The following is a 22284-nucleotide window of genomic DNA, read 5'->3' on the forward strand; positions in this document are numbered from 1 at the left end:
GGGACGCCAGCCCAGATCGGACTGGCGCCCCGACGATTCATTCTTTACTGCTTCTTATTGTGCGAAGCGTGCCTTCGCTTCGGCCGCATCCGCATCGGTGTACTCACGCTCGTGAGCGATAGCGATCCGGTGCAGGTCGAACTCGGTTGGCGGCTTCGTCAGCAGGCTGACGAAGATGCAGGCCACGAGGGAAACCGGCAGGGAGATCAGGATCTGCGAGAGTGCTGGCAGGCTGAATCCCCAGAGCAGAATCAGGTAGGAGGCGCCGCCGGCAATCGCGCCAGCCAGCGCGCCGATGCTGTTCATCCGCTTCCACCAGATGCCCAGTACCGTCGGGAAGAAGAGCGCCGAGGCAAGCAGGCCCATTGCGGCCGTATAGAGCAGTGTGAGCAACGCTGGCGGGTTCAGCGAGAGCGCAAGGGTGATGAGGCCAAAGACGATGATGCCGCCCTTGGTCATCTTGCGCTTCGTGTCGTCACTCATGCCCGGGCGGAACTCCGGCATGAGGTCGTAGGAGAACGCGGCGCTGAGGCCGAGGAGCATTGCGCTCACCGACGACATCACAGCCGCGAAAATACCCGCGAAGGCGACCGCCATCAGCCAGTTGGGCACGCTCTCGAGGAAGATCAGTAGCGTCTCGTCGGCGTTGTCGAGGTCGGCGCCGTTCGTGATGATGATCGTTGACGCGACGATCGCGATCACGGTGATAATGCCGGTGAAGACGTACAGACCCAGTCCGAGCACCAGCGATGCCCGGCCGGTGCGTTCGTTCTTTGCGGCGAACAGGCGCATGACGGTGTGCGGCAGAACTGCGTTGACAGTAGCCCATACGAGGAAGCCACCGACGTAGGCGACAAACGGGAAGGTGCCCTCGTCTCCGCCAGCGGTCCACTGCGGGCGAAGCTCTTGAGCGATCTCGTAAGAGTTGATCCCGCCCCCGTTGGTGGTCATTGCGATCGCACCCGTTGCGACGATGATGCCGATCATCAGCAGACCCTGGAAGAAGTCGGTCAGGGTCACCGCCTTCATGCCTCCGATGAAGGTGTAGAACACGTAGACGACACCGATCAGAACAACCGAGCCCGCATACGGAATGCCGAACAGCCGCTCGCCGATCATGCCGCCGACCTTCATCTGTGCCACCAGGTACGCCACGAGGGTCACCACGAGAACGATCGGGACAATGATGTTCAGGCCCTTGTTCTTGAATCGCGCCTTGATGAACTCCGGCACCGTCGAGACGTTCATATTGCGCAGGGTCTTCGCCAGGAAGAACGTCGTGATGAGGTACCCGACTGCGACACCAGCGTTGTAGGCAGTGATGTAGCCCCAACCTCCGGCGTAGGAAAGGCCGAGGTTGCCGAGCATCGTGCCACCGGTTGCGAAGGCTGCGAAGATCGCGAATCCGTTGACCCAGAAGCCGACGCCACCGCCGCCGGTCAGGTACTCCTTTGCGGTGCCCGACGTCTTCTGGCGGGACGCGTAAATGCCAATGCCGACACAGATCAGCATGTAGGCAATGAGGACAATGAGCGGTAGAACTTGAACCTTATCCACGTGCTTCACCGATCTCTACTGCAGCGTCTTCGCTGCGGTTGCTACTCTTGGCTTCGTCTTTGGGCGACGGCGTAATAAAGAGGTCGATGATCATGACGGCGAGAGCCACGATCATGATGCCGACCATCAGCCAATTGATGATCGCGGTACCCGCGACCTGGGTGTTGAACGTGTATGGGTTGATCGCGAGCACGCAGAGCGCGAGCACAACAATCGTTGAGATCAGCCGATACCGGGATATCGGGAAGAATCCCTTCGGATTATGCAGTTCCGACATGAGGGGTGTCCTTTCGTGGGACTTCATCGTTGAAGTTCGGCGGTCGTTTTTCGAGGAAGGCGGCCATGCCTTCTCGTTTCTGGGTCGTGGAGAACAGCACCGCTTGGGCGAGTTTTTCCACGAGCAGTCCGGAGTCGAGTCCGGGCTGGGTATCTCGGATGGCGAGCTTCGCCAGCCGGGCGGCGGCGGAGCCCTGCCGCTGGATCGTTCGAGCGAGTTCCCCCGCGCGTTCAAGCAGCGCTTCAGGTGACACGCATTCGCTGACCACATTGAGCTCGAGTGCGCGCGCGGCCTTGATCGGCGTGCCAGTGAGTACGTGGTAGAGCGCCGGACCCTGCCCCACGATGCGAGACAGCCGCTGCGTTCCGCCGGCGCCCGGGATGATCCCGAGGGACAGTTCCGGAAGGCCAAGCGAAGCCAAGTCACTCGCGATCCTGATGTCACAGCTGAGCGCAAGCTCGAAGCCTCCGCCGAAGGCATATCCATTCACCGCGGCGATCGTCGGCTTTGGATAGCCGGCAAGCCAGGTGAAGAACTCCTGCATTCCGCTGCCTAGCGCCATTTCAAGGGGATCTTTCCCTGCCAGCTCAGCAATGTCGGCACCGGCTGCAAAGGCGCGCTGCCCGGAGCCGGTGACGATCACCACGGAGACCTCGGGGTCTCGTTCCCAGTTGAGAAGAGCAGTACGCATCTCGTCGATCATCTGGTCATTCAGGGCGTTGAGCGCCTCGGGACGATTCAGCGTTAGCGTCGCGATGCCCGAGGCGAGGCTCGTCTCGATCAGCACGGCGGTCACGCCTTCTCTCCGTAACTAAAGAAGCCCTGCCCGGACTTGCGCCCGAGGTTCCCGGCCTCGTAGAGGTCAACCAAGCTTTTCGCCGGGCCATCGGCCGGGTCGCCGCTCTCTTGCGCCTGCAGGTTCTTGATGTGGTAGTTCACGTCGATTCCCGTCAGATCCAGAAGGGCAAACGGACCGATTGGGTGGCCCAATCCAGCGCGTACGGCCACGTCAATATCTTCTGCCGAGGCAATGCCTGCCTCGTAGAGGCTGAGCGCCTCGTCAAAGATCGCGGTCAGGATCCGGTTGACAACGAAGCCGAATATCTCTCGTGCAATGAGTACCGGCTTCTTGCCCATCTGTTCGGCGAGGGCCATCGCTCGCGACACGGTCTCGTCGGAGGTGTGTTCGCCCTGCACGACCTCGACGAGCTCCATAACGAGTGCCGGGTTAAAGAAGTGCATATTGCAGACCCGTGATGGGTCAACAACCACGCCGGAGAGCTTCGAGCTCACGATGCTGGAGCTGTTCGTCGCAAGCACCGCGTGCACCGGCGCGAGCCGAGAGAAGCGCTCGAAGAGATCACGTTTCGCCTCGAGGTTCTCCACGATCGCCTCGATCATGAAGTCGGCGTTCGCAGCGGCATCCTCAAGTTCCGTCGTGGTGCGCAGCCGAGCGAAGGCCGCGTCGGCCTCGTCCTGCGTGTTACGGCCCTTTGCTACGCGACGTTCCATGTGGCCGCGCAGCTCCGTCACCGCAGCATCGAGCCGGTTCACGTCAATGTCGAATAGCGTCACCTGGTGTCCGGCAAGCGCCCCAACGAGTGCGATTTGCGAACCCATTGCGCCGCTCCCGCACACAGTGAGAGCGATTGGTGAAGTGGTGATCATGCCTGGCTCCTCGTTGCGCTTTCGGCGCTGGTCAAGTCGGCTAGGGGCGCGTCCATGCCCGGTATTTCGCGTTCAAGGGAGAGGGCGATGCCCTGTCCCCCGCCGATACACGCAGTGACGAGGCCTCGACGAAGGCCGCGCGTGCCCAGCTCGGTGATGATCTTGGCGATCAGCATTGTTCCCGTTGCCGCGATCGGGTGGCCGTGCGCAATGGCGCCGCCCAGCACGTTGAGTTTCTCGGCGGGGATCCGCAGCTCTTCCTGGCAGGCGAGCACCTGAGCTGCGAACGCCTCGTTGAGTTCCACCAGGTCGAAGTCCTCAAGACGCTGCCCGGTCGCGGCAAGGAGCTTCCGAACTGCAGGCACTGGGCCGATGCCCATTCGGGTGGGGTCAACTCCGGCGACCGCCCACCCGGTGATGGTCGCGAGTGGAGTAATTCCCCGCGCGTTTGCCTCGGCTCGGCTCATCACCACCGTCGCAGCCGCACCGTCGTTGATCCCTGATGCGTTGCCTGCAGTAACGCTGCCCTCGGGGTCGAACACTGAACGAAGGCTCGCAAGTTTTTCGATTGAACTATCTGCACGAGGGTGCTCGTCCCGCAGAAAGAGCGAGCCGTCCGGCTGAGCAACCCCAACGAGATGTTCGTCAAAGGCGCCGCGCGCCTGGGCCGCCGCCATACGCTTCTGACTCTCAAGGGCATACGCGTCCTGCGCCGAACGTGAGATTCCGTAGTCCGCCGCGAGGTTCTCAGCGGTGATCCCCATCACCGGGTCACCAATCTCCGCCGGCGCCAGTTCACGGCGCAGAAAACGAGGCGGCTGAGCATCGTATGCGCGAGCGCTGCGCGCAAGCTGATGCGGCTCGTTCGTCATGCTTTCTGCCCCACCGGCAACGTAGATTCCGCCTGTGGCAAGCACCGCCTGTGCAGCGAGCGCCACCGAATTGATGCCGGATCCGCACTGACGATCGATCGTCAGCGCCGGCACGCTTTCGCCCAGCCCGGCGTGCAACGAGGCGACTCGCGCCACGTTGCCCTGCGGCGAGAGAGTGTTACCCAAAATCACATCAGTGATGTCCTCGGGGGCAACTCCGGCTCGGGCCACCGCTTCGCGAATGACAATGCCGCCAAGTTCCGATGCTTGGTAGCCGGCAAGCGCACCGCCTTTGCGGCCAATCGCGGTACGTACCGCGGAAACAATTACAGGAAGTGAGTCGTTCAAGTGAGCTGCTCCATCAGTGGGCTCGGCGCCGGCTGCGAGGTCTCGCCTGGCATCGGAAACGTGATCATCTGCCGAAGGGCTCGGCCCTCTGCAAGCAGATCCATTGCCTCGTTGAGTCCGTCAAGGCTGATATGCGAACTCACCAACCGCTCAACGGGAAGTCGCCCCGAACGCCAGAACTCGGCAAAGATCGGGATGTCGCGCTGCGGAAGGGCTGAGCCTAGGTAGCAACCGACGATCGTTCTGGCCTCGGCGACGAGTCCGAGCGGGGAGATCGACGAGCGAGCGTCAGCGTGCGGGAGCCCGACCGTGATGGTCTTTCCACCTGGCGCAGTCAGCTGCACGGCGGTTTCGAACGCGGGGGCGCTGCCCGCAGCCTCGATAACGCAATCTGCCGTTTCTCCGGCAGCCAGCATCTCCTGCGGCGTGAATGCAGCGATAGCGCCGAGCTGGCGAGCGAGCTCGAGCTTCTCGGGGTTCATATCGACGCCGATCACCGGGCCTTGCCCGACCGCAATCGCGGTCATCAGAGCCGCCATCCCGACACCGCCGAGCCCGACGACGATGGTGCGCTGGCCCGGCTGCAACCGCGCTTCGTTGAGCACTGCACCGCCACCCGTGAGCACAGCACAGCCCAGCAAGGCGGCAACTTCTGCGGGCACATCGCTATCAACTCGCACGAGGGAGCGGTAGTCAACGACCGCATGGCTCGCAAATCCCGAAACCCCTAGATGATGGGCCACCGGCTCGCCGTCACGGCTGAGACGAACGTCGCCCTCGAAAAGGGTGCCCAACGTGTTCGAACGGGTGCCCGGCTCACAGGGCAACCGTCCTCCTGCGAGGCACCCATCACATTTCCCGCAACGAGGCAGGAAGGTGAGTACCACTCGGTCTCCGACGGCCAAGTCGGACACCTGCCCACCAAAGGCTTCGACGATCCCGGCGGCCTCGTGGCCGAGGAGCATCGGCACTGGCCGAGGTCTGTTGCCGTCCACCACGGAAAGGTCGGAGTGGCAGAGCCCAGCGCTTTCGATCCGAACAAGCACCTCGCTCGGGCCGGGCGCCGCGAGCGAGAGCTCGCTAATGCTGATGGGCTGGCTCGAGGCGAACGGACGAGGTCGCCCAACTGCCTCGAGAACTGCGCCGTATATCTTCACGTAACCGGTACCCCTTTGTGTGCTGCTGCGGTTCGAAGACCAATCGTTGCAGGGTCACTTCGGCATTCATATATTAGCGAATCACACAAGAGTCGCGTGATTGTGTACGATCTGACCATGATCAACGGCGATTCGTCTCCACTGCACTCACTTCTTGCCCTCATTGAGTACTCCGGCAGCCCCGCAATGCTCGAGCTCGAGCTCGAGCGAGTCCAGGCTGCCGGACTGCTCACGGACGCCGATGCCGCGGCTGCTCGCAGGGTGCAGCAAAGCCTCGTCCGTGGCCGCCGTCGGGAGAACCTGCTTCGCGTGCTCCTCGAGTCCTCCACTGATCTGTCGGCGATTACGGACTTCGAAGAGGTACTTCAGGCGATCGTGCGACGCACCCGCACATTGCTCGGAAGCGACATGGCCTACATCAGCCTGAACGACTACGAGCGGCAGGAGACCTACATTCACACGACCGACGGCGTGGCGACTGAGAGCTACCGGAAGATTCGCATGGAGCTCGGCACCGGCGTGCTCGGCAAGATCGCCGGCGGCACCATCCCGTCACAGTCGCTCGACTACACGGTTGATCCCGATTTCATTCACGTGCCAGAGATTGACCGCACGGTTGAAGACGAGGGAGTGCGCTCGATTATGGGGGCACCCTTGCTTCGCAATGGCGTGCTCCTTGGCGCGCTTCTTGTCGCAGAGCGTTATCAACGCAAGTTCACCGCGGAGGAAATGTGGCTCGTCGAATCGATGAGCTCTCTGGCGAGCGTCGCTCTGAGCAATGCTCGCCTCATCGGCGAGATGAAGGAGACCATTCGCGAGCGAGATCTCATTCAAACTGAACGAGAACGGGAGCATCTCAGCCTCGCCGCCGACCAGCAATTTGAGCGTGCCCTCATGGAGTGCATCGTCGGCGACGATCCATACGGCAGCTTCCTTCGCCTCCTCAGCGCCGGCACGGGCGCAGAGACCTGGATCGTTGATGGTGCGGGTCGACCATTACACGGCGCTGGCACCCCACCCATTCATCGCAGCGAGCTCCTTGACGCCATGTCGCGGTCTGCGCAGACTGCAGAGTCTTTCACCCTCACTGGCGCGTTGAGCCCCGGCGACGTATCGATGCACCACACCGTCATGACCGCAAATGCCGGCTCCCGAGTTCTCGGGGCGGTGCTGCTCAGCGGCGAAGCAAGCGAGGCGAGTCGGCGAGCACTGACTCGATCCGGACTGATTCTAAGCGTCATGCTCTTGATTGACGAAACCCGATTCGAGAGCGATCTCCGCGCCCAATCTGAGCTCATCGGGCTACTCATTCGACCCGGAGCCGGGCAGGATCTCAGCGTTTCGCCACGCGCCGCCAGATTCGGGGTCAACCTTGGCCGACCAGTGACTGTCCATGTGCTCGACGCACATGGACAGGAGGAGCGCGCGCTCAGCCTGTTGCGCGCACTCACCGACACCTCCCAGGGGGTAATGGCGACCGTCAATGGCACCGTCGTCCTCATCCACCCAGACAACGTCGCTGACCAGGCTCTCGCGTTGCTCACCTCGCAGAACCTTGTCGCCACCATTGGCACCGAGTCCGTTGACTCTTTCTCGGGTTCACTGCAGGATCAACACTCGTCCGCGGAGCGATCACTCAGGGCACTCCTCGCCCTCGGAATGGTGGGTACCTCGGGAAGTCGCCAGAGCCTCGGAATGGTGGGCCTGATCCTGCACACGGCCAGCCCGGAATCTATCGACGACGTGATCGCCGGCACGCTCGGCGCCCTCATCGACTACGACGCGCACCGTCAGACCCAACTGGTCGAGACAGTGTGGGCGTTCTTCACTGCAGGGCGAAAGCACAGCACCGCCGCGGCCGAGCTGCACGTGCACCCCAACACACTTCGCCAACGTCTCGACCGAGTCGGTCTCATTCTCGGGGCCGACTGGCTTGAGCCCAGTTCAAGCTCCCAGCTCTTTCTTGCTCTGCAGTTGCAGAGACTTCGCGGCCAGCACGTCTGAGACGCGGCCTCACGGGAGCCAGGTCAGCAGCCTGGAGTAGTACATAAACTCCCCCTTGCGCGCCGGCTACTTGGTGTTACTATCTAGTGGTAGTCAGTAACACCAAGTAGCGAGAAAAGGGGCGTCATGGGCAAGCAAATGACCGAGATGCTCAAGGGCACGCTCGAGGGGATCGTCCTGGCGATCCTGGCCGTTCAGCCGGCCTACGGGTACGACATCACCGCAAGACTCCGCGAGCAGGGCTTCGCCGAGATCGCCGAGGGCACGGTCTACGCGCTGCTCGTGCGGATCGAACAGCGCGGCTTCGTAGACGTGGCGAAGGTCCCCTCCGAAAAGGGTCCGCCGCGCAAGGTGTACTCCCTCAACTCGGCGGGCAGGGAGTACCTCAGCGAGTTCTGGGGCACCTGGAGCTTCCTCGCCGAGCGCATCGAACAGCTTCACCGAGACATCGAACAGACACAGAACGAAGGAGAATGACCATGGCCGCCAAGTGGATCGAGACTCTCACCGGGTCCCTCGAACAAAAGAAGCAGTACAAGCAGTACAAGGCACGCATCGAGGCACTCCCCGAGCCGTACCGCGCCGCCGCGAAGGCGTTCGAGCGGTACTTCATGTACTTCGGCGGCGTCACCGACGGCGACACGCTCGTCACCATGTTTGGCGATTTCGCCGACCTCTGGGAGCGCGCGTCCATCGACGGCACCTCAGTCCGGGCCCTGGTGGGCGACGACCCTGTCGAGTTCGCCGAGGACTTCGCCCGGTCGTACAACGGAAAGCAGTGGATCGACAAAGAACGCACGCGCCTGACCGATGCCATCGATCGGGCCGCCTGCGAGGCCTAAGCGCCTCGAGAACGGAGATTTCACCATGGCCACCACCCGAGCGCCCGCGATTCAGACACAGGGCATCACCAAGTCCTTCGGCACGGTCGAAGTCCTCCGCGGCGTCGACCTCGAGGTCCAAGCGGGAAGCATCGTCGCGCTGCTCGGGTCGAATGGTGCGGGCAAAACCACGCTCGTCAGGATCCTGTCGACCCTGCTGCGAGCCGACGCGGGCACCGCAACGGTGCACGGGTTCGACGTCGCGGCGGCGCCCGGCGACGTTCGACAATCGATCAGCCTGACCGGCCAGTTCGCGGCGGTCGACGAGGTACTCACCGGGCGCGAGAACCTGATCCTGATTGCCAAACTGCGTCACCTCGCACAGCCCGGCGCGATCGCCGACCAGCTGCTCGCCCAGTTCTCGCTCACCGAGGCGGGAGACCGCAGGGCGGCGACCTACTCGGGCGGCATGCGCCGCCGACTCGACATCGCCATGAGCCTGATCGGCAATCCGCCGATCATCTTCCTCGACGAACCGACCACAGGACTCGACCCCCAGGCACGCATCGAGGTGTGGCAGACCGTGCGTCAGCTCGCCGAGGGCGGTACCACCGTGCTCCTCACCACGCAGTACCTCGATGAGGCGGAGCAGCTCGCCGACCGGATCGCGATCCTGCACGAGGGCACGATCATCCAAAACGGCACCCTCGCGGAGCTCAAGCAGCTGCTCCCGGCCGCGAAGGTCGAGTATGTGGAAAAACAACCGTCGCTCGAGGACGTGTTCCTCGCCCTCGTCGGAGACACCGGCGAGACGGTCGACGACCCCGCACGAAAGGAAGACCGATGACCAGCCACGTCCTGGGCGACACCGGCGTCCTGACCGGCCGCTCGCTGCGGCACATCCTCCGCAGCCCCGACACCATCATCACGACCGCGATCACCCCGATCGCGCTCATGCTGCTCTTCGTCTACGTCCTCGGCGGGGCGATCAAGACCGGCTCCGACCAGTCGTATATCAACTACATGCTGCCCGGGATCCTGCTCATCACGATCGCGTCCGGCGTCGCGTACACCGCGTACCGACTCTTCCTCGACCTGCAGGGCGGGATCTTCGAGCGCTTCCAGTCGATGCCGATTGCCCGCTCGAGCGTGCTGTGGGCCCACGTACTGACGTCACTCGTGGCGAATATCGTCTCAATCGTGATCGTTGTCGGGGTCGCGCTGCTGATGGGCTTTCGATCCGGGGCATCAGTCGGCGCCTGGCTCGCGGTCGCCGGAATCCTGGTGCTGTTTACCCTCGCACTGACCTGGCTCGCCGTGATCAGCGGACTCTCGGCGAAGACGGTCGACGGCGCGAGCGCGTTCAGCTACCCGCTCATCTTCCTGCCGTTCATCAGTTCGGCGTTCGTGCCCACCAGCTCGATGCCCGGTCCAGTCGCCTGGTTTGCCGAACACCAGCCGGTGACCTCGATCGTGGACACGATCCGCGCACTCTTCGCCGAGCAGCCCGTCGGCAGCGAGATCTGGATCGCCCTCGCCTGGCTGGTCGGCATCCTCATCGCCGCCTACGCCTACGCGATTGTGATCTATCGCCGCAAGCTCAGCTAGCCTCGGTCCCGAGAGTGGGACGTGAGGCCCGGCCTACCAGCCCGTCCACCTCGGGCGTGACCGCGGAGAGCACGTTCGCCGTGTCGATGACGAGGTCGCGCATCGCCCGCGCCGCCCGCCCGAGCGGCACGTCACCGCGATGGGCGAGACTCACGGTGCGGGTCAGGCCGTCGGCTCGCAGGCGCACCGAGCGAAGCGACGGCCGGTCCGCGAGCACCATGGCGGGAACGACCGCGACGCCGAGCCCGCGCTCGACGCAGCGCAGCACCGCATCCATTTCCGAGCCCTCCAGCACGATCTGCGGGACGAGCCCCGCTTCGCCAAACGCCCGCATGGTGGCCGCGCGCACGTCGTAGCTCTCGTGGAAGGTGATCTGCGGCAGCTTCGCGAGCTGCGCGAGCGTCAAGGAAGTCCGGGATCCGAAGAGCGGGCTCTGCGCCGCCGAGATCACGACGAGTTCCTCGGTGAGCAGCGGAATACGCTCGAGGCCGGAGGACTCACCGCCGCCCTCGTCCGAGGTGGTGATGAGCGCGAGATCGAGCGCACCCTCGGCGAGACCCTCGAGCAGGCCGTGCGAGCCGCCCTCGGTGAGGTGTAGTTGAATCCCGGGGTATGCGGTGTGGAATGCGGCGAGCGCCTCCGCGACCAAACTGATGCACAGCGTCGGGGTCGCGCCGAGACGCACTCGCCCGCGCTTGAGCCCCGCGAGCTCCTGCATCTCGTGGCGCACGGTCTCCGCGTCCGCGAGCATTCTCTTCGCGAGCGGCAGCAGCGACTCACCGGCGGCGGTAAGCGAGACGTTGCCCCGGATTCTGTGGAACAGCTCCGCGCCGAGTCCCTGTTCGAGCGTCGCGATCTGCCTACTGAGCGATGGCTGAGCGAGGTGCAGGTTGGCCGCTGCCCGGGTGAAATGCCCGGTTCGGGCCACTTCCACGAAACTCCGCAACTGTTCCAAGTTCATGCTCATAGCGTACCGCTATCGAAATGACTCACATCATTCATTGGACTAATCAAGTCGCCGATTTTAGCGTTGAGCGCATGACCCCCTCACTCCCCCACGAACGCCAACTCTCCACCACCGTCCTCGTCATCGGCACCGGCGGCTCAGGCCTGCGCGCCGCCATCGAACTCGCAGAGCTCGGCACCGACGTGCTCGCGATCGGCAAGCGCCCGCGGCACGACGCGCACACCTCCCTCGCCGCGGGCGGCATCAACGCGGCCCTCGCCACGATGGACGAGGAAGACTCGTGGCAGCAGCACGCGGCCGACACGCTCAAGGAGAGCTACCTGCTCGCGAACCCCCACACGGTCGAGATCGTGACCCGCGGCGCCGCCGAGGGCATCCATGACCTCGAGCGCTACGGCATGCCGTTCGCGCGCGAGGCCGACGGCCGCATCTCGCAGCGCTTTTTCGGCGCACACACGTTCCGCCGCACCGCGTTCGCGGGCGACTACACGGGGCTCGAGATCCAGCGCACCCTGGTGAACCGCGCCGCCGCGCTGAACATCCCCATCCTCGACGAGGTCTACATCACCCGTCTGCTCGTGCAGGACGGCCGCGTCTGTGGCGCCTACGGCTTCGAGATCAACACCGGCACCCGCATCCTCATCCACGCCGACGCCGTGATCCTGGCCGCGGGCGGGCACAACCGAATCTGGCGGCGCACCTCGTCCCGTCGCGACGAGAACACCGGCGACTCGTTCCGCCTCGCGGTCGACGCGGGCGCCCGGCTGCGCGACCCCGAGCTCGTGCAGTTCCACCCGTCGGGCATCATCGAACCCGAGAACGCTGCGGGCACCCTCATCTCGGAGGCGGCGCGCGGCGAGGGCGGCATCTTGACCAACGCGCTCGGCGAGCGCTTCATGGAGCGCTACGACCCCGAGCGCATGGAGCTCTCGACCCGCGACCGGGTGGCGCTGGCGGCATACACCGAGATTGCGGAGGGGCGCGGCACCGCGAACGGCGGCGTCTGGCTCGACGTGTCGCATCTGCCGCGCGCGGTCATCATGGAGCGGCTGCCACGGGTCTACCAGACCATGATGGAGCTGCAGATGCGCGACATCACCCGCGAGCCGATCGAGATCGCGCCCACCGCGCACTACTCGATGGGCGGGGTGTGGGTGCGACCGGAAGATCACAGCACCGACGTCGACGGCCTATACGCGATCGGAGAGGCGTCGAGCGGCCTGCACGGCGCAAACCGCCTCGGCGGCAACTCGCTCATCGAACTGCTGGTCTTCGGCAGGATCGTGGCGCGGGCGGCCCGCGAGTACTCGGCGACGCTTGCCGCCCAGCCCCGCTCGCGCGAGAGCCTCGCGACCGCGCGCGCCGAGATCGACGATCTGCTGGCCGCGGAAGGCCACGAGAACGTGCGGGCGCTGCAGCGCGAGATCCGCAACATGATGACCGAGCACGCGGGCGTCGTGCGCAACGAGGCAGGGCTACTTGAGGGGCTCGCCAAGCTCGCAACCATCGAGGAGCGCATAGCCCGGGTGGGCATCCACCCCGACATCGCTGGCTTCCAGGATCTCGCCCATGCGTTCGACCTCAAAGCCTCGGCGCTCGCGGCTAGGGCCACGCTCGAGGCCGCGCTCGAACGGCGCGAGACCCGCGGTTGCCACAACCGGAGCGACTTCCCCGAGACGGACCCGGCGCTCACCGTCAACCTCGTCTGGTCGCCGAGCACGGGCGTCACCCGCGAGGCGATCCCGCCGATCCCGGAAGAGATCGCGGCGTTGATGGTGGAGGTGTCGACGGTCGGGAAGCTCGTGGAGTAGGAAGCTACGCCTCGTCGGACGGTGGCCTGGGTCGATACACCCAGGTCACCATCACGACCGAGATGATCATCAGCAAGAACCACGCGATAATCTTCTGCGGCGAGACGAGCTCCCAGCCGGCCTCCTGATTCGGGTACAGCCAGGCTCCGGCCCAGGTGGCGATGTTTTCGGCGAGCCAGATCACCAGCGCGACCCCGGCAAACACGACGAGCACGGGCACCTTCAACGTGACCCGCCAGATCCGGAAGTACATGATCGTGCGACCCCACAAGAGCAGCACGAGCCCGAGCAGGATCCAGCGCGCATCGAATATGAAGTGGTGCGCGAAGAAGTTGACGTAGATCAGGGTCGCGACGACGGTGGTCACCCAGATCGGCGGGTAGCGGCTGAAGCGCAGGTCGTGCAGCCGGTAGACGCGCACCATGTACGAGCCGACGGCCGCGTACATGAATCCGCTGAACAGGGGAACGGCGCCGATCCTGAGCACGCCCTCTGCTCCATAGGTCCACGAGCCAGCGTCGGTCTTAAACAGCTCCATCGCGGTGCCGGTGAGGTGGAACAAAACGATGACCCAGAGCTCGCGGCCGCTCTCGAGTTTGCAGACAAGCATCCCGATTTGAATCAGGATCGCCGCGATAGTGAGGGCGTCGTTGCGGGCAAGCGCAGCGTCGTCCGGGTACCAGAGCCTCGCGGCGACGATCGCGAGAAGCAGCAACGCCCCGAAAATGCATGCCCACCCCTGTTTGAGCAGGAACACGGCGCACTCGATGGCCACGGCGCGGCGCCCCGATGCGGGGTTTCGTGCGAGAACACGGTTCGCCGTCCGGTCAATCGCCGCCTCGAGCGGCGTGAGCATGCGGTGAGCCCCGGTCATTCTCCGAGAGTAGTGGGCGCAGCCTGACCCCGCTGGCGGTAGCGTGTGTCCCACGACCACTCTGGAGGCACCACTTGAGCACTTTGGCACAGCACGCCGTGATTCACGACGCCGTCGTCCTCATCACGGGCGCGGCCCGCGGCATGGGCGAAATCTACGCACGCATGGCCGTCGCGCAGGGCGCCCGGGCGGTGGCGATCTGGGACGTCGACGAGGCTGCGGCGAGCGCGCTTGCCGCGAGCCTCGACCGCTCCTCATGCCTGGTGCGGCCCTTCGTGGTCGACGTGTCCAGCCTCACTGACGTACGCCACGGCGTCGCCGAGACCCGCGAGCAGCTCGGCGAGGTCGACGTGCTCATCAACAACGCGGGCATCGTAAAGGGCGGCCCGTTCTGGGAGCACGACCCAGAGCGCGACATCGAACGCACAATGCAGGTGAACGCGCTCGCCCCGATGTGGCTTACCCACGAATTGTTGCCGTCGATGATGCTGAACCGCTCGCGCCCGAAGCGCATCTTGAACATCGCGTCGGCCGCCGGCACGATCGCGAATCCGAACATGAGCGTCTATGCGGCGTCGAAGTGGGCGTTGATTGGCTGGAGCGAGTCGTTGCGCCTCGAACTCGCGCAGGCCGGATGCACCCACATCGCCGTGACCACGTTCTGCCCGAGCTTCGTCTCGACCGGCATGTTCGAGGGCGCGCGAGGCCCGCTCCTCACGCCCATCATGACGCCCCGCCAAGCGACGAGTGCCGCTTGGCGCGGCATGCTCGCCGGCACCCCCATCGTGACGAAGCCGTGGACGGTCAAGCTCGCGATGGCGATGCGCGGGGTCCTACCGACGCGCGCGTGGGACGCGGTCGCCGATCGGGTCTTCAACGTCTACTCGTCGATGGACAAGTTCACGGGACGAGGCGGCCCCGGGCCTGGCCGCTAGCGCCCGCTACCCGCCTGTGGGCCCCTGTCCACCTGGCCCGTGGCCCCCAGGAACCGGATGAACACCGAGATCCAGCCGAAGATCAGCGCGAAGACGATAATCTCGAGCGCGGTCAGCCCAAAGTAGCCAACGGCAAACAGCAGCACTGACACGACGACCGAGGCGAGGAAGATCCAGGCAGAGATGAAGTAGGCGCGCGGCATACCGCGAAGCACCTTGGGGCCAAGGACGAGCATGCCGAAGAACATGACCGCCATGCCGCTTGCGAACGTGTTGTGCACGATGAGGCTGACGTTCACCGGCACAATGCCGACGCCCGCGATCATGAGGCCCATCACGATGAACATCCGTGAGATCACTTTGGCGCTGTTCTGTTGTGCGAGCACTCCCCTCTCGACGAGTACCTGCAGGTCGTGGGAGAGGTAGACCGCGAACGTGGTGAGCAGCAGCCCGCCCACTACGAGCGTGCCGTTAAACACGAGGCTCGAGATGCTCCAGAACGTGCCGAGCTCGCTGAAGTGGAGCTTCCACCATTGGGGATCGGGGGTGGTCACCATCGCCGTAAACGTGCCCATCGTGACGAAGGCCATGAGCAGCGTCGACATGCGCTGCGTGTTCACGAGCACAATCGAGAGGTACGTCACGTAGGCGCTGAGCCCCACAAACAACGCGGAGAGCGCCGTCGCCCAGAAGGGATCAATCAAGAGGCCGACGAACCCCTTGCTCAGCACGAGAAAGGCCGCCAGCACCGAAATCACGGTGAGGACGACGTGCACCGACACGACGGCCACCGCGTTGACCGAGAACGTGAACGGGCGAAGGCTCAGCCGCCATTCCTGTCCCGGCGAGTACCGCATCCGCCAGTAGCCCACCCCTGTGGTGACGCCGACGGCCACGCCGGCGGCAATCGCGACGATATTACCGAGCGACCAGTCCCCGTGCAGTGGCATCGGCGGGAAGGCGAGTCCCACGACGAGTCCAACCACGGCCCCGATGGTCCCCGCGAGCAGCGCTGCATAGATCGCCTGCGACTCGACACTGACCGATCGCTGCGGCGCCAGGACGGCGATGAGCTGCTCCGCTGCCGCGCGGGGCTCAGCCATGGACTCGCCGCGAAGGTCGTTCATTGATACTCATGCCCTCAGGATGGCAGAGGGTGATCGCCTGGCGCTATGCCCGCGCCCGGTAGCTCCGCACGGTCGCCCATGCCTTCTGGAACGCGGACATCACGGGCGGGCCAAGCACCATACCCAACACCCCAGCGACGACGCCGCCGACAATCGTAGAGAGCAGCACCATCACGGGGTGCAGGTTGAGCGACGACCCAAGCGCCCACGAGCTCACCGCGCTCTGCACGACGCCGTTCGAAACGAGCAGGCTGAGCGCGACGATCAGCGCGGCCGGCGCTCCTCCAAAACCGAAGGCGATCAGCACAGCGAATGCGCCAGTGACCCATGCGCCGACATACGGCACGAAGGACAGGAAGAAATAGAGGATGATCATCGGGATGACGAGCGGGATCCCGAGCAACAGGAGCGGGATGACGAAGATCGGGCCCGTGATGAGTGCCGTAACCGCGGTACCGCTGAAGTATCCGCGCAGCGACTGACGGACGTTGACGTCAATCTGGGTGAGAAGTTCCCGGTCTTGCCCGGTGATCCGAGCAACCCACTCTGGGAAGATCTGGCCATCGCGCAGCACGAAGAAAAGAAAGTACAGCGCAAAGAACGTCCCAATGCCGAACGACACCGCTCCGAAGATGGCTCCCGTCGCGAGCCCCATCGCCCCGCGCCCCGCGATCCCGGCGTACTCGCTGCCGGCCTTGCGTAGCTGGTCGATCCAGGCGGGGTTGAGGTCGAGCGAGCGCGCCCAGTCCATCAGCTGGTTCCAGCCGCTCATCACTTGTTGTGTGATCTCGGGCAGCTGCTGGATGAAGCCCCGCACGACCACCACGGCCACGACGGTAGCCAGCGCGGTCGCCACGAGCAACACGATCGCTGCTGCCAGCGTGCGCGGCACCCGCAGCTTCACCAGCCACGTCACGACGGGCTCGAACACGGTGCCGAGAATCACGGCGATCACGAGGGGCGTCAGGATCCCGCTCAGCGCGCTGATACCGCCGGCCACGACGACGACCAACAGGATCGCTCCGACGGCCGACCAGCTGGCCACGCCGAGTTGGCGCAAGCGCCCGAACCCGGAGTCCCCTGCTGGGTGGTCGTCCCCTGCCATGCGCCCCGCGGTGCCGTTCGCCGTATTCATTGCGCTCCCAGTCTTTGGGGCCGGTGCGGCCCGCCTCAGGTCTCCAGTGCGCTTCGCAGGATCCCGTCGATGCACGTTCTCCCAGCGTAGAGGCAGACCAGTCCTTCCGCGGCCGGTCGGGGCCCGAAAATTTGCGCGATCCAGCGAAGCTGCGCTAACTCGGAGAACGCGCCGGCGTCTGCAGCGCAGCGCTCAGCAGTTCGCGTGCCGCGTGCGTGGGCGGCTGTTTTCCTTGCCTCCACACCGCGCCCAACTGTCGCTGAAAGGCGACGCGATCGACGCTCACCTGAACCAGGCGCGACTCGTGAATGAACCGCTCGGCCGGACGCGTGCTGATGACCGCGGGTGCGACGTTCGCTGCAGCGGCCTCGAGCACGGCGAAGTTGCTGGGCAATTCCAGCGCCGGCCCAGCGAACTGGGAGGGGTCAACACCGTGTTGCAGGAGTGTCGCTAGCAGCACCGATCGGCACCCTGAGCCCACTTCGCGTGTCACCAGAGGCGTCTCTGCGAGGGTCCACTGGCTGATGCGGCGAAGCGTCGCCCAGGGATGCTCCGGTGCGACATAGACGCCGAGTTCGTCCTGTGCGAGAAACGCATAGCTCAGCCCTGGCGGCGGCTCGCTCCCCTCGACGAAACCGATATCCGCTTCGGAAGCGAAGACGCGTCGCACCACTTCACGCGTATTTGTGGACTGGGACTTGATCGAACGGGGGTCGTTGCCGTTCTGCACGAACGTCATGATCCACTGGGGCAGGAAGTGCTCGGCGATCGTGAGGCTTGCGGCAACGGAGACGGCGGTCCCGGGCGCCACAAATGCTTCCCACGCCTCGTCCATCTCGGCCGCCGCGCGCAGCACCGGCTGAGCGAGGGCGAGCAGCGCTGCTCCATCCCCCGTCAGGTGCGAGGAACGGGCGGCTCGTACGACGAGCTCTCTTCCGAGACGGTGCTCGAGCCGGCGCACCCTGAGCGACGCCGCCTGCTGGGTGATCCCCAGCTCGCCAGCGGCAAGAGTGATCGAGCCGGTTCGCGCGATCGATTCGAGCAGCTCGAGGGCGCGCAGGTCGGGCAGCTGAGGACTGAACACTTCATCATTCTACGCACAACCATGCGTTGTGACACGGCAACCCGTGGTTCGTTGTGGGGGCGGCGCATTCGGCCATAGCGTTGATCTCAGGGCACAGGCGGCACGCGCTTCCCGTCGCCTCTCCCCAGCCTTTCGTTCGAGTGGCACCCCGCGCAACCTTGAGGAACACTCGTGGCAGATACTGAACAGTCACCCATCCCTACCACCGCTGCTCGCGGTACTTGGGCGGCGGCGTTCTGGGCACGCATTCGCCCGACTCAACCAGCGCTCCCGTGGCACGCCATCCTCGCAGCTGCCGTCGCTGGCGGTGTGACCATCGCTCTCCTGGGCGAGGCAGGCAACCTCGCCGGCACCCCCATCCTGATCGCCGCGTTCGGCTCATCGTGCGTGCTCATCTTTCTCGTGCCGGACGGCCCGCTCTCGCGGCCGCTCAACGTGGTTGGCGGGCACTTCCTTGCGGCGCTTTGCGGTCTCATCGTGCAGACTTTCCTCCCCGTGACCTGGTGGAGTCTCGGCCTTGCGGTCGGCCTCGCGATGGCTGCGATGGCGACCGCGCGCGTGATCCACCCGCCCGCCGGAGGAACCCCGATCGCGCTGATGCTTGGCGGGGAGGGGTGGGACTATTTGTTCACCCCGGTACTTGCTGGAGCACTCGCGCTGAGCGCCTGCGCGTTGATCTACCGGTTCCTCCTCGCGCGCTTCAGCCGCGCGAGCCGGGCTCCGGCAGACGTCGCGAAGGATCCTGCCGCAGATGTCCTCGCCAATTGACAGCCATCCGTGACAGCATGTGACCCACATCGGCCCGCGCCCACTTGGGCAGCGCCCCAGAGAATGGTCCAGGTACCCCATGGCTCGCTCCTCGAAGACGTTCCTCGCCCAGCTGAGCGAGCCGAAACCGCCGACGTCGCGCGGTCGCACGATTCTGCGCGTCATCCTGGGGGCATTTCTCGTCTTCGCCGGCATCGGCCACCTCACCTTTGGCCGCGGGGAGTTTCAGGCGCAGGTCCCCGAGTCGTTGCCGCTCAGCGCCGACCAGGTCGTCGTCGCCTCAGGGGTCGTCGAGATCACCCTGGGCGGGGCGCTCGCGCTCCTCGCTAAACGCCGCGTCCCGGTCGGTTGGGCGGTGGCACTGCTCTTCATCGCCGTGTTCCCCGGGAACATTTCACAGTGGCTGAACGCGCGCGACGGCTTTGGGCTCGACACCGACACGAAGCGCTTCGTCCGACTGTTCTTCCAGCCCGTGCTCGTGCTCGCCGCGCTCTGGTCCACCGGCGCCTGGCGCGATCGCCCGCGCCGGAAGCGCTAGGAAGACGCGCTCGGCTGCACCGGCAGGCTCGCGGTGTCGTAGCGCGGCTGGCGCTTGGGCAGCAGCAGCGTGAGCACGAGCCCGATCAGGGCGGCCCCCGCACAGAGCGCAAAGCTCAGCTTGAACCCAAACTCGTTCGGCGTCGTCACCCCGTTGACGGTGACGATGTTCACGGACAGGATCACGCCGATGACGGCGCTGGCCGCCGTCGAACCCAGGGTGCGCATGACCGAGTTCAGACCGTTCGCCCCCGCGGTCTCGGACGCTGGCACCGCGGCCATGATCAGCGTCGGCATCGCGGCGTACGCGAAGCCCACGCCAAAGCCGACCAGGGTGGCGATCAGCACGGTGTGCCAGATCTCGGTCATGAGCCAGATCGCGAGGAGATAGCCGACCGCGATCAGGGCGATCCCGAGGAAGAGGCTGGTCCGGGCGCCGTGTCGATCGGTCAGCCGGGCCGCGGCACCCGACATCGCCCACATGACCAGGCCGCTCGGCATCAGGCAGAGGCTGGCGATAAGCATGCTCTGGCCGAAGCCGACCCCCGTATCAGTCGGCGACTCGAGCAGCAGCGGCAGGGCGACTGCCGTGGCGAAGAAGGCGAAGCCCACGGTGACCGAGGCCAGGTTCGTGAGCAGCACCGAGCGCCGCATCGACACGCGAATGTCGATCAGCGGGCTCGAGATGCGCAGCTCGTACCAGGCCCAGAGGCCCAGCACGGCGATGCCGCCGAGCGTGGTGCCGAGGGTCAGCGGGCTCGTCCACCCCCACGCAGCGCCCTTCGAGACGCCCAGCAGGATCCCGACCAGGCCGACCGCGAACCCGATCGCGCCGACGAAGTCGAAGGACCCTGGGCTGCGCAGCGTACTGACCGGCACGATCGTGATGACGAGCACGAAACCGATCGCGCCGAGCGCGCCCGAGGCCCAAAACAGCATGTGCCAGTCGAGGTACTGCGAGATGACTGCCGAGACCGGCAGCCCCACCGCGCCGCCAATGCCGAGGGTGGCACTCACGAGCGCCACCGCCTTGCCGAGGCGATCGCGGTGCAACACGTCGCGCAAGATGCTGATGCCGAGCGCGATGACGCCGAGTCCCGCGCCCTGCAGCGCGCGCCCGACCACGAGGGGAATGAGCGTGGAGGAAAGGGCGGCGATCACCGAGCCCAGCACGAGGCTGCCGAGCAGCACCAGCATGATCCTGCGCTTGCCGTAGAGATCGCCGAGGCGACCGCCGATCGGTGTCGCCACCGCGGCGGCGAGCAGCGTCGCGGTCACGACCCACATCGCGTCCGCCTGCGTCACGCCGAGCAGATGAGGGAGCTCGGGCAGCAACGGGGTGACCAGGGTCATCATGAACGACGCCACCAGGCCGGTGAACGCGAGTGCCGCGACGATTGCGCTGTCGGGCTGCTTCCGGCTCAGACGCTTTCGTTCAGATTCGCTCAGCCACGATGCGTCGCTCATGCGCCCCCAGTCAGTGTTGTCAGATTTCGCTGCAACTCCGCAGGGTGCCACTCTAATGCGTCGGGCACTCGCCTGGTGATCGGGCCGGATCCTGCCCAGCAGCCATCGAGCGCAGCACAAGCCGCAGCAGATATCGTCAGTAGCGAGAGCGCCGGTGCCACCAGCAGCGGCGACCACCAGAATCTGAGGAGCCCCATGCGAACCGTGAAAGCTTTCGGCGCCGTTTCCGCGACCGATCCCCTCGAGCCGATGACGATTGAGCGCCGCGACGTCGGACCGACCGACGTGCTGATCGATATCGAGTACGCCGGGATTTGCCACTCTGACATTCACACGGTGCGCGGCGACTGGGGACCCATCGCATACCCGCAGGTGGTCGGCCACGAGATCGTCGGCCGCGTCGCCGAGATCGGCAGCGCCGTCACCCGTCACCAGGTCGGTGACCTGGTCGGCGTCGGTTGCCAGTCGAATTCCTGCCGCACGTGCGAGCAGTGCCTGAGAGGCGAAGACCAGTACTGCCTGAACGGCAACGTGCCGACGTACAACGGCCCCGACGTTGACGGGTCCATCACCCAGGGCGGCTATGCCGAGGCGACCGTCATCGACCAGGACTTCGTGCTGAAGATGCCCGAGGGCCTCGACCCGGCCAAGGCGTCGCCGCTCTTGTGCGCCGGCATCACGACGTACTCGCCGCTCAAGCGATGGGGTGCGGGGCCCGGCAAGCGGGTCGCCATCTTGGGGATGGGCGGCCTCGGCCACATGGGCGTCAAGATCGCGAGCGCGCTCGGCGCCGAGGTCACCGTGCTGTCGCGCGGCACCGCGAAGTCGGCCGATGCGTTGGGCTTTGGCGCATCGCGCTACGTCGACACCACCGACGCGGCGGCCCTCGCCGAGCTGGCGGGCAGTTTCGATCTGATCCTGAGCACCGTGTCGGCCCCGCTCGACATCGTCGTGTACCTCGAACTGCTCGACATCGACGGCACGCTCGTGAACGTCGGCGCCCCGCCAGAGCCGTTCACCGTCCCCGCGTTCGCGCTGATCGGCGGTCGTCGCGCTCTCGCAGGATCAATGACCGGCGGTATCCCTGAGACACAAGAGATGCTCGACTTCTGCGCCGAGCACGGCATTCTCCCCGAGACCGAGCTCATCGGAGCGGACGGCATCAACGACGCCTACGAGCGCGTGCTGTCGGCCGACGTTCGGTACCGCTTCGTGCTGGACACTTCGACCCTGTAGGGGGCAGGGGCCGGTGGGTGCTGCGGTCTGC

22 protein-coding genes are annotated in these 22284 nt (G+C 65.3%); 10 read left to right on the top strand and 12 right to left on the bottom strand.

Going from position 1 to position 22284, the window contains the following annotated elements:
• Nucleotides 1-54 precede the first annotated feature (54 nt).
• From JW030_RS09815 to JW030_RS09840, 6 genes are read right to left on the bottom strand one after another with little or no spacing between them, the layout of a single operon-like run.
• Complete coding sequence (locus JW030_RS09815) at nt 55-1566, bottom strand: sodium:solute symporter (RefSeq protein ID WP_188044354.1); 1512 nt, start codon at nt 1564-1566, stop codon at nt 55-57.
• On the bottom strand, nt 1550-1834 hold the full coding sequence (locus tag JW030_RS09820; RefSeq protein ID WP_188044355.1) for a hypothetical protein: 285 nt from the start codon (nt 1832-1834) through the stop codon (nt 1550-1552). The genes JW030_RS09815 and JW030_RS09820 overlap by 17 nt, the downstream gene beginning before the upstream one ends.
• Entirely contained in the window at nt 1818-2630 is an 813-nt protein-coding gene (locus tag JW030_RS09825; RefSeq protein WP_188044356.1) for an enoyl-CoA hydratase/isomerase family protein, read from the bottom strand. Before JW030_RS09825 ends, JW030_RS09820 begins: the two co-directional genes overlap by 17 nt.
• On the bottom strand, nt 2627-3502 hold the full coding sequence (locus JW030_RS09830) for a 3-hydroxyacyl-CoA dehydrogenase family protein (protein WP_188044357.1): 876 nt from the start codon (nt 3500-3502) through the stop codon (nt 2627-2629). The genes JW030_RS09825 and JW030_RS09830 overlap by 4 nt, the downstream gene beginning before the upstream one ends.
• Nucleotides 3499-4722, bottom strand: coding sequence for a thiolase family protein (locus JW030_RS09835; protein WP_188044358.1), 1224 nt, complete (start codon nt 4720-4722; stop codon nt 3499-3501). The genes JW030_RS09830 and JW030_RS09835 overlap by 4 nt, the downstream gene beginning before the upstream one ends.
• Nucleotides 4719-5879 carry an alcohol dehydrogenase catalytic domain-containing protein gene (locus tag JW030_RS09840; protein WP_188044359.1) on the bottom strand — a complete coding sequence of 387 codons (1161 nt, stop codon included), beginning with the start codon at nt 5877-5879 and terminating at the stop codon, nt 4719-4721. The genes JW030_RS09835 and JW030_RS09840 overlap by 4 nt, the downstream gene beginning before the upstream one ends.
• A gap of 117 nt (nt 5880-5996) precedes the next feature.
• Between JW030_RS09840 and JW030_RS09845 the strand changes: the two genes are divergently transcribed.
• The 5 genes from JW030_RS09845 to JW030_RS09865 all read left to right on the top strand — a co-directional run bounded on the left by JW030_RS09845 (nt 5997) and on the right by JW030_RS09865 (nt 10312).
• On the top strand, nt 5997-7883 hold the full coding sequence (locus tag JW030_RS09845) for a PucR family transcriptional regulator (protein ID WP_188044360.1): 1887 nt from the start codon (nt 5997-5999) through the stop codon (nt 7881-7883).
• 126 nt (nt 7884-8009) lie between these two features.
• Nucleotides 8010-8360, top strand: coding sequence for a PadR family transcriptional regulator (locus JW030_RS09850; RefSeq protein WP_188044361.1), 351 nt, complete (start codon nt 8010-8012; stop codon nt 8358-8360).
• 2 nt (nt 8361-8362) lie between these two features.
• Nucleotides 8363-8725, top strand: a complete 363-nt coding sequence (locus JW030_RS09855) for a DUF1048 domain-containing protein (protein ID WP_188044362.1) — start codon at nt 8363-8365, stop codon at nt 8723-8725.
• 25 nt (nt 8726-8750) lie between these two features.
• Complete coding sequence (locus JW030_RS09860; RefSeq protein ID WP_188044363.1) at nt 8751-9551, top strand: ABC transporter ATP-binding protein; 801 nt, start codon at nt 8751-8753, stop codon at nt 9549-9551.
• Nucleotides 9548-10312: an ABC transporter permease gene (locus tag JW030_RS09865; protein WP_188044364.1), complete on the top strand. Its 765-nt coding sequence runs from the start codon at nt 9548-9550 to the stop codon at nt 10310-10312. Before JW030_RS09860 ends, JW030_RS09865 begins: the two co-directional genes overlap by 4 nt.
• Here the strand turns inward: JW030_RS09865 and JW030_RS09870 are convergent.
• A complete protein-coding gene (locus tag JW030_RS09870; protein WP_188044365.1) occupies nt 10305-11273 on the bottom strand; it encodes a LysR family transcriptional regulator in 969 nt (322 codons plus the stop codon). The genes JW030_RS09865 and JW030_RS09870 overlap by 8 nt on opposite strands.
• Nucleotides 11274-11350: 77 nt before the next feature.
• Here JW030_RS09870 and JW030_RS09875 point away from each other — a divergent pair, with 77 nt between their 5' ends.
• Entirely contained in the window at nt 11351-13090 is a 1740-nt protein-coding gene (locus JW030_RS09875) for an L-aspartate oxidase (RefSeq protein ID WP_188044366.1), read from the top strand.
• A gap of 4 nt (nt 13091-13094) precedes the next feature.
• On the opposite strand, the gene JW030_RS09880 is transcribed toward JW030_RS09875, so the two are convergent.
• Complete coding sequence (locus JW030_RS09880) at nt 13095-13964, bottom strand: DUF817 domain-containing protein (protein ID WP_188044367.1); 870 nt, start codon at nt 13962-13964, stop codon at nt 13095-13097.
• Nucleotides 13965-14107: 143 nt separating this feature from the next.
• Here JW030_RS09880 and JW030_RS09885 point away from each other — a divergent pair, with 143 nt between their 5' ends.
• A complete protein-coding gene (locus tag JW030_RS09885; protein WP_188044421.1) occupies nt 14108-14899 on the top strand; it encodes an SDR family NAD(P)-dependent oxidoreductase in 792 nt (263 codons plus the stop codon).
• Here JW030_RS09885 and JW030_RS09890 read toward each other — a convergent pair.
• The 3 genes from JW030_RS09890 to JW030_RS09900 form a co-directional block, all read right to left on the bottom strand.
• On the bottom strand, nt 14896-16026 hold the full coding sequence (locus JW030_RS09890; protein WP_241095408.1) for a hypothetical protein: 1131 nt from the start codon (nt 16024-16026) through the stop codon (nt 14896-14898). The genes JW030_RS09885 and JW030_RS09890 overlap by 4 nt on opposite strands.
• A gap of 43 nt (nt 16027-16069) precedes the next feature.
• A complete protein-coding gene (locus JW030_RS09895) occupies nt 16070-17161 on the bottom strand; it encodes an AI-2E family transporter (RefSeq protein WP_241095409.1) in 1092 nt (363 codons plus the stop codon).
• Nucleotides 17162-17315: 154 nt separating this feature from the next.
• The gene (locus tag JW030_RS09900; protein ID WP_188044368.1) at nt 17316-18245 is read right to left on the bottom strand and encodes a LysR family transcriptional regulator; all 930 of its coding nucleotides are present in this window, start codon (nt 18243-18245) and stop codon (nt 17316-17318) included.
• A 171-nt stretch (nt 18246-18416) separates the two neighbouring features.
• Here JW030_RS09900 and JW030_RS09905 point away from each other — a divergent pair, with 171 nt between their 5' ends.
• Together JW030_RS09905 and JW030_RS09910 are read left to right on the top strand one after the other, a co-directional pair.
• Complete coding sequence (locus JW030_RS09905) at nt 18417-19013, top strand: HPP family protein (RefSeq protein ID WP_241095410.1); 597 nt, start codon at nt 18417-18419, stop codon at nt 19011-19013.
• 79 nt (nt 19014-19092) lie between these two features.
• The gene (locus JW030_RS09910) at nt 19093-19551 is read left to right on the top strand and encodes a hypothetical protein (RefSeq protein WP_188044369.1); all 459 of its coding nucleotides are present in this window, start codon (nt 19093-19095) and stop codon (nt 19549-19551) included.
• Here JW030_RS09910 and JW030_RS09915 read toward each other — a convergent pair.
• Complete coding sequence (locus JW030_RS09915; RefSeq protein ID WP_188044370.1) at nt 19548-21017, bottom strand: MFS transporter; 1470 nt, start codon at nt 21015-21017, stop codon at nt 19548-19550. The two genes, JW030_RS09910 and JW030_RS09915, sit on opposite strands and share 4 nt — an antisense overlap.
• Before the next feature lie 195 nt (nt 21018-21212).
• Here JW030_RS09915 and JW030_RS09920 point away from each other — a divergent pair, with 195 nt between their 5' ends.
• A complete protein-coding gene (locus JW030_RS09920) occupies nt 21213-22253 on the top strand; it encodes an NAD(P)-dependent alcohol dehydrogenase (protein ID WP_188044371.1) in 1041 nt (346 codons plus the stop codon).
• Nucleotides 22254-22284: the final 31 nt, after the last annotated feature.

The sequence above is a fragment of the Leucobacter sp. CX169 genome, from assembly GCF_017161405.1.
In the GTDB taxonomy this organism is placed as follows: domain Bacteria; phylum Actinomycetota; class Actinomycetes; order Actinomycetales; family Microbacteriaceae; genus Cx-87.

Excerpts from the sequence above, each read along its gene's own strand:
- JW030_RS09820 (WP_188044355.1), bottom strand. The coding sequence starts at position 1,834 with ATGTCGGAACTGCATAATCCGAAGGGATTCTTCCCGATATCCCGGTAT.
- JW030_RS09830 (WP_188044357.1), bottom strand. The coding sequence starts at position 3,502 with ATGATCACCACTTCACCAATCGCTCTCACTGTGTGCGGGAGCGGCGCA.
- JW030_RS09845 (WP_188044360.1), top strand. The coding sequence starts at position 5,997 with ATGATCAACGGCGATTCGTCTCCACTGCACTCACTTCTTGCCCTCATT.
- JW030_RS09850 (WP_188044361.1), top strand. The coding sequence starts at position 8,010 with ATGGGCAAGCAAATGACCGAGATGCTCAAGGGCACGCTCGAGGGGATC.
- JW030_RS09855 (WP_188044362.1), top strand. The coding sequence starts at position 8,363 with ATGGCCGCCAAGTGGATCGAGACTCTCACCGGGTCCCTCGAACAAAAG.
- JW030_RS09860 (WP_188044363.1), top strand. The coding sequence starts at position 8,751 with ATGGCCACCACCCGAGCGCCCGCGATTCAGACACAGGGCATCACCAAG.
- JW030_RS09865 (WP_188044364.1), top strand. The coding sequence starts at position 9,548 with ATGACCAGCCACGTCCTGGGCGACACCGGCGTCCTGACCGGCCGCTCG.
- JW030_RS09870 (WP_188044365.1), bottom strand. The coding sequence starts at position 11,273 with ATGAACTTGGAACAGTTGCGGAGTTTCGTGGAAGTGGCCCGAACCGGG.
- JW030_RS09875 (WP_188044366.1), top strand. The coding sequence starts at position 11,351 with ATGACCCCCTCACTCCCCCACGAACGCCAACTCTCCACCACCGTCCTC.
- JW030_RS09880 (WP_188044367.1), bottom strand. The coding sequence starts at position 13,964 with ATGACCGGGGCTCACCGCATGCTCACGCCGCTCGAGGCGGCGATTGAC.
- JW030_RS09885 (WP_188044421.1), top strand. The coding sequence starts at position 14,108 with ATGGGCGAAATCTACGCACGCATGGCCGTCGCGCAGGGCGCCCGGGCG.
- JW030_RS09890 (WP_241095408.1), bottom strand. The coding sequence starts at position 16,026 with ATGAACGACCTTCGCGGCGAGTCCATGGCTGAGCCCCGCGCGGCAGCG.
- JW030_RS09895 (WP_241095409.1), bottom strand. The coding sequence starts at position 17,161 with ATGAATACGGCGAACGGCACCGCGGGGCGCATGGCAGGGGACGACCAC.
- JW030_RS09910 (WP_188044369.1), top strand. The coding sequence starts at position 19,093 with ATGGCTCGCTCCTCGAAGACGTTCCTCGCCCAGCTGAGCGAGCCGAAA.
- JW030_RS09915 (WP_188044370.1), bottom strand. The coding sequence starts at position 21,017 with ATGAGCGACGCATCGTGGCTGAGCGAATCTGAACGAAAGCGTCTGAGC.
- JW030_RS09920 (WP_188044371.1), top strand. The coding sequence starts at position 21,213 with ATGCGAACCGTGAAAGCTTTCGGCGCCGTTTCCGCGACCGATCCCCTC.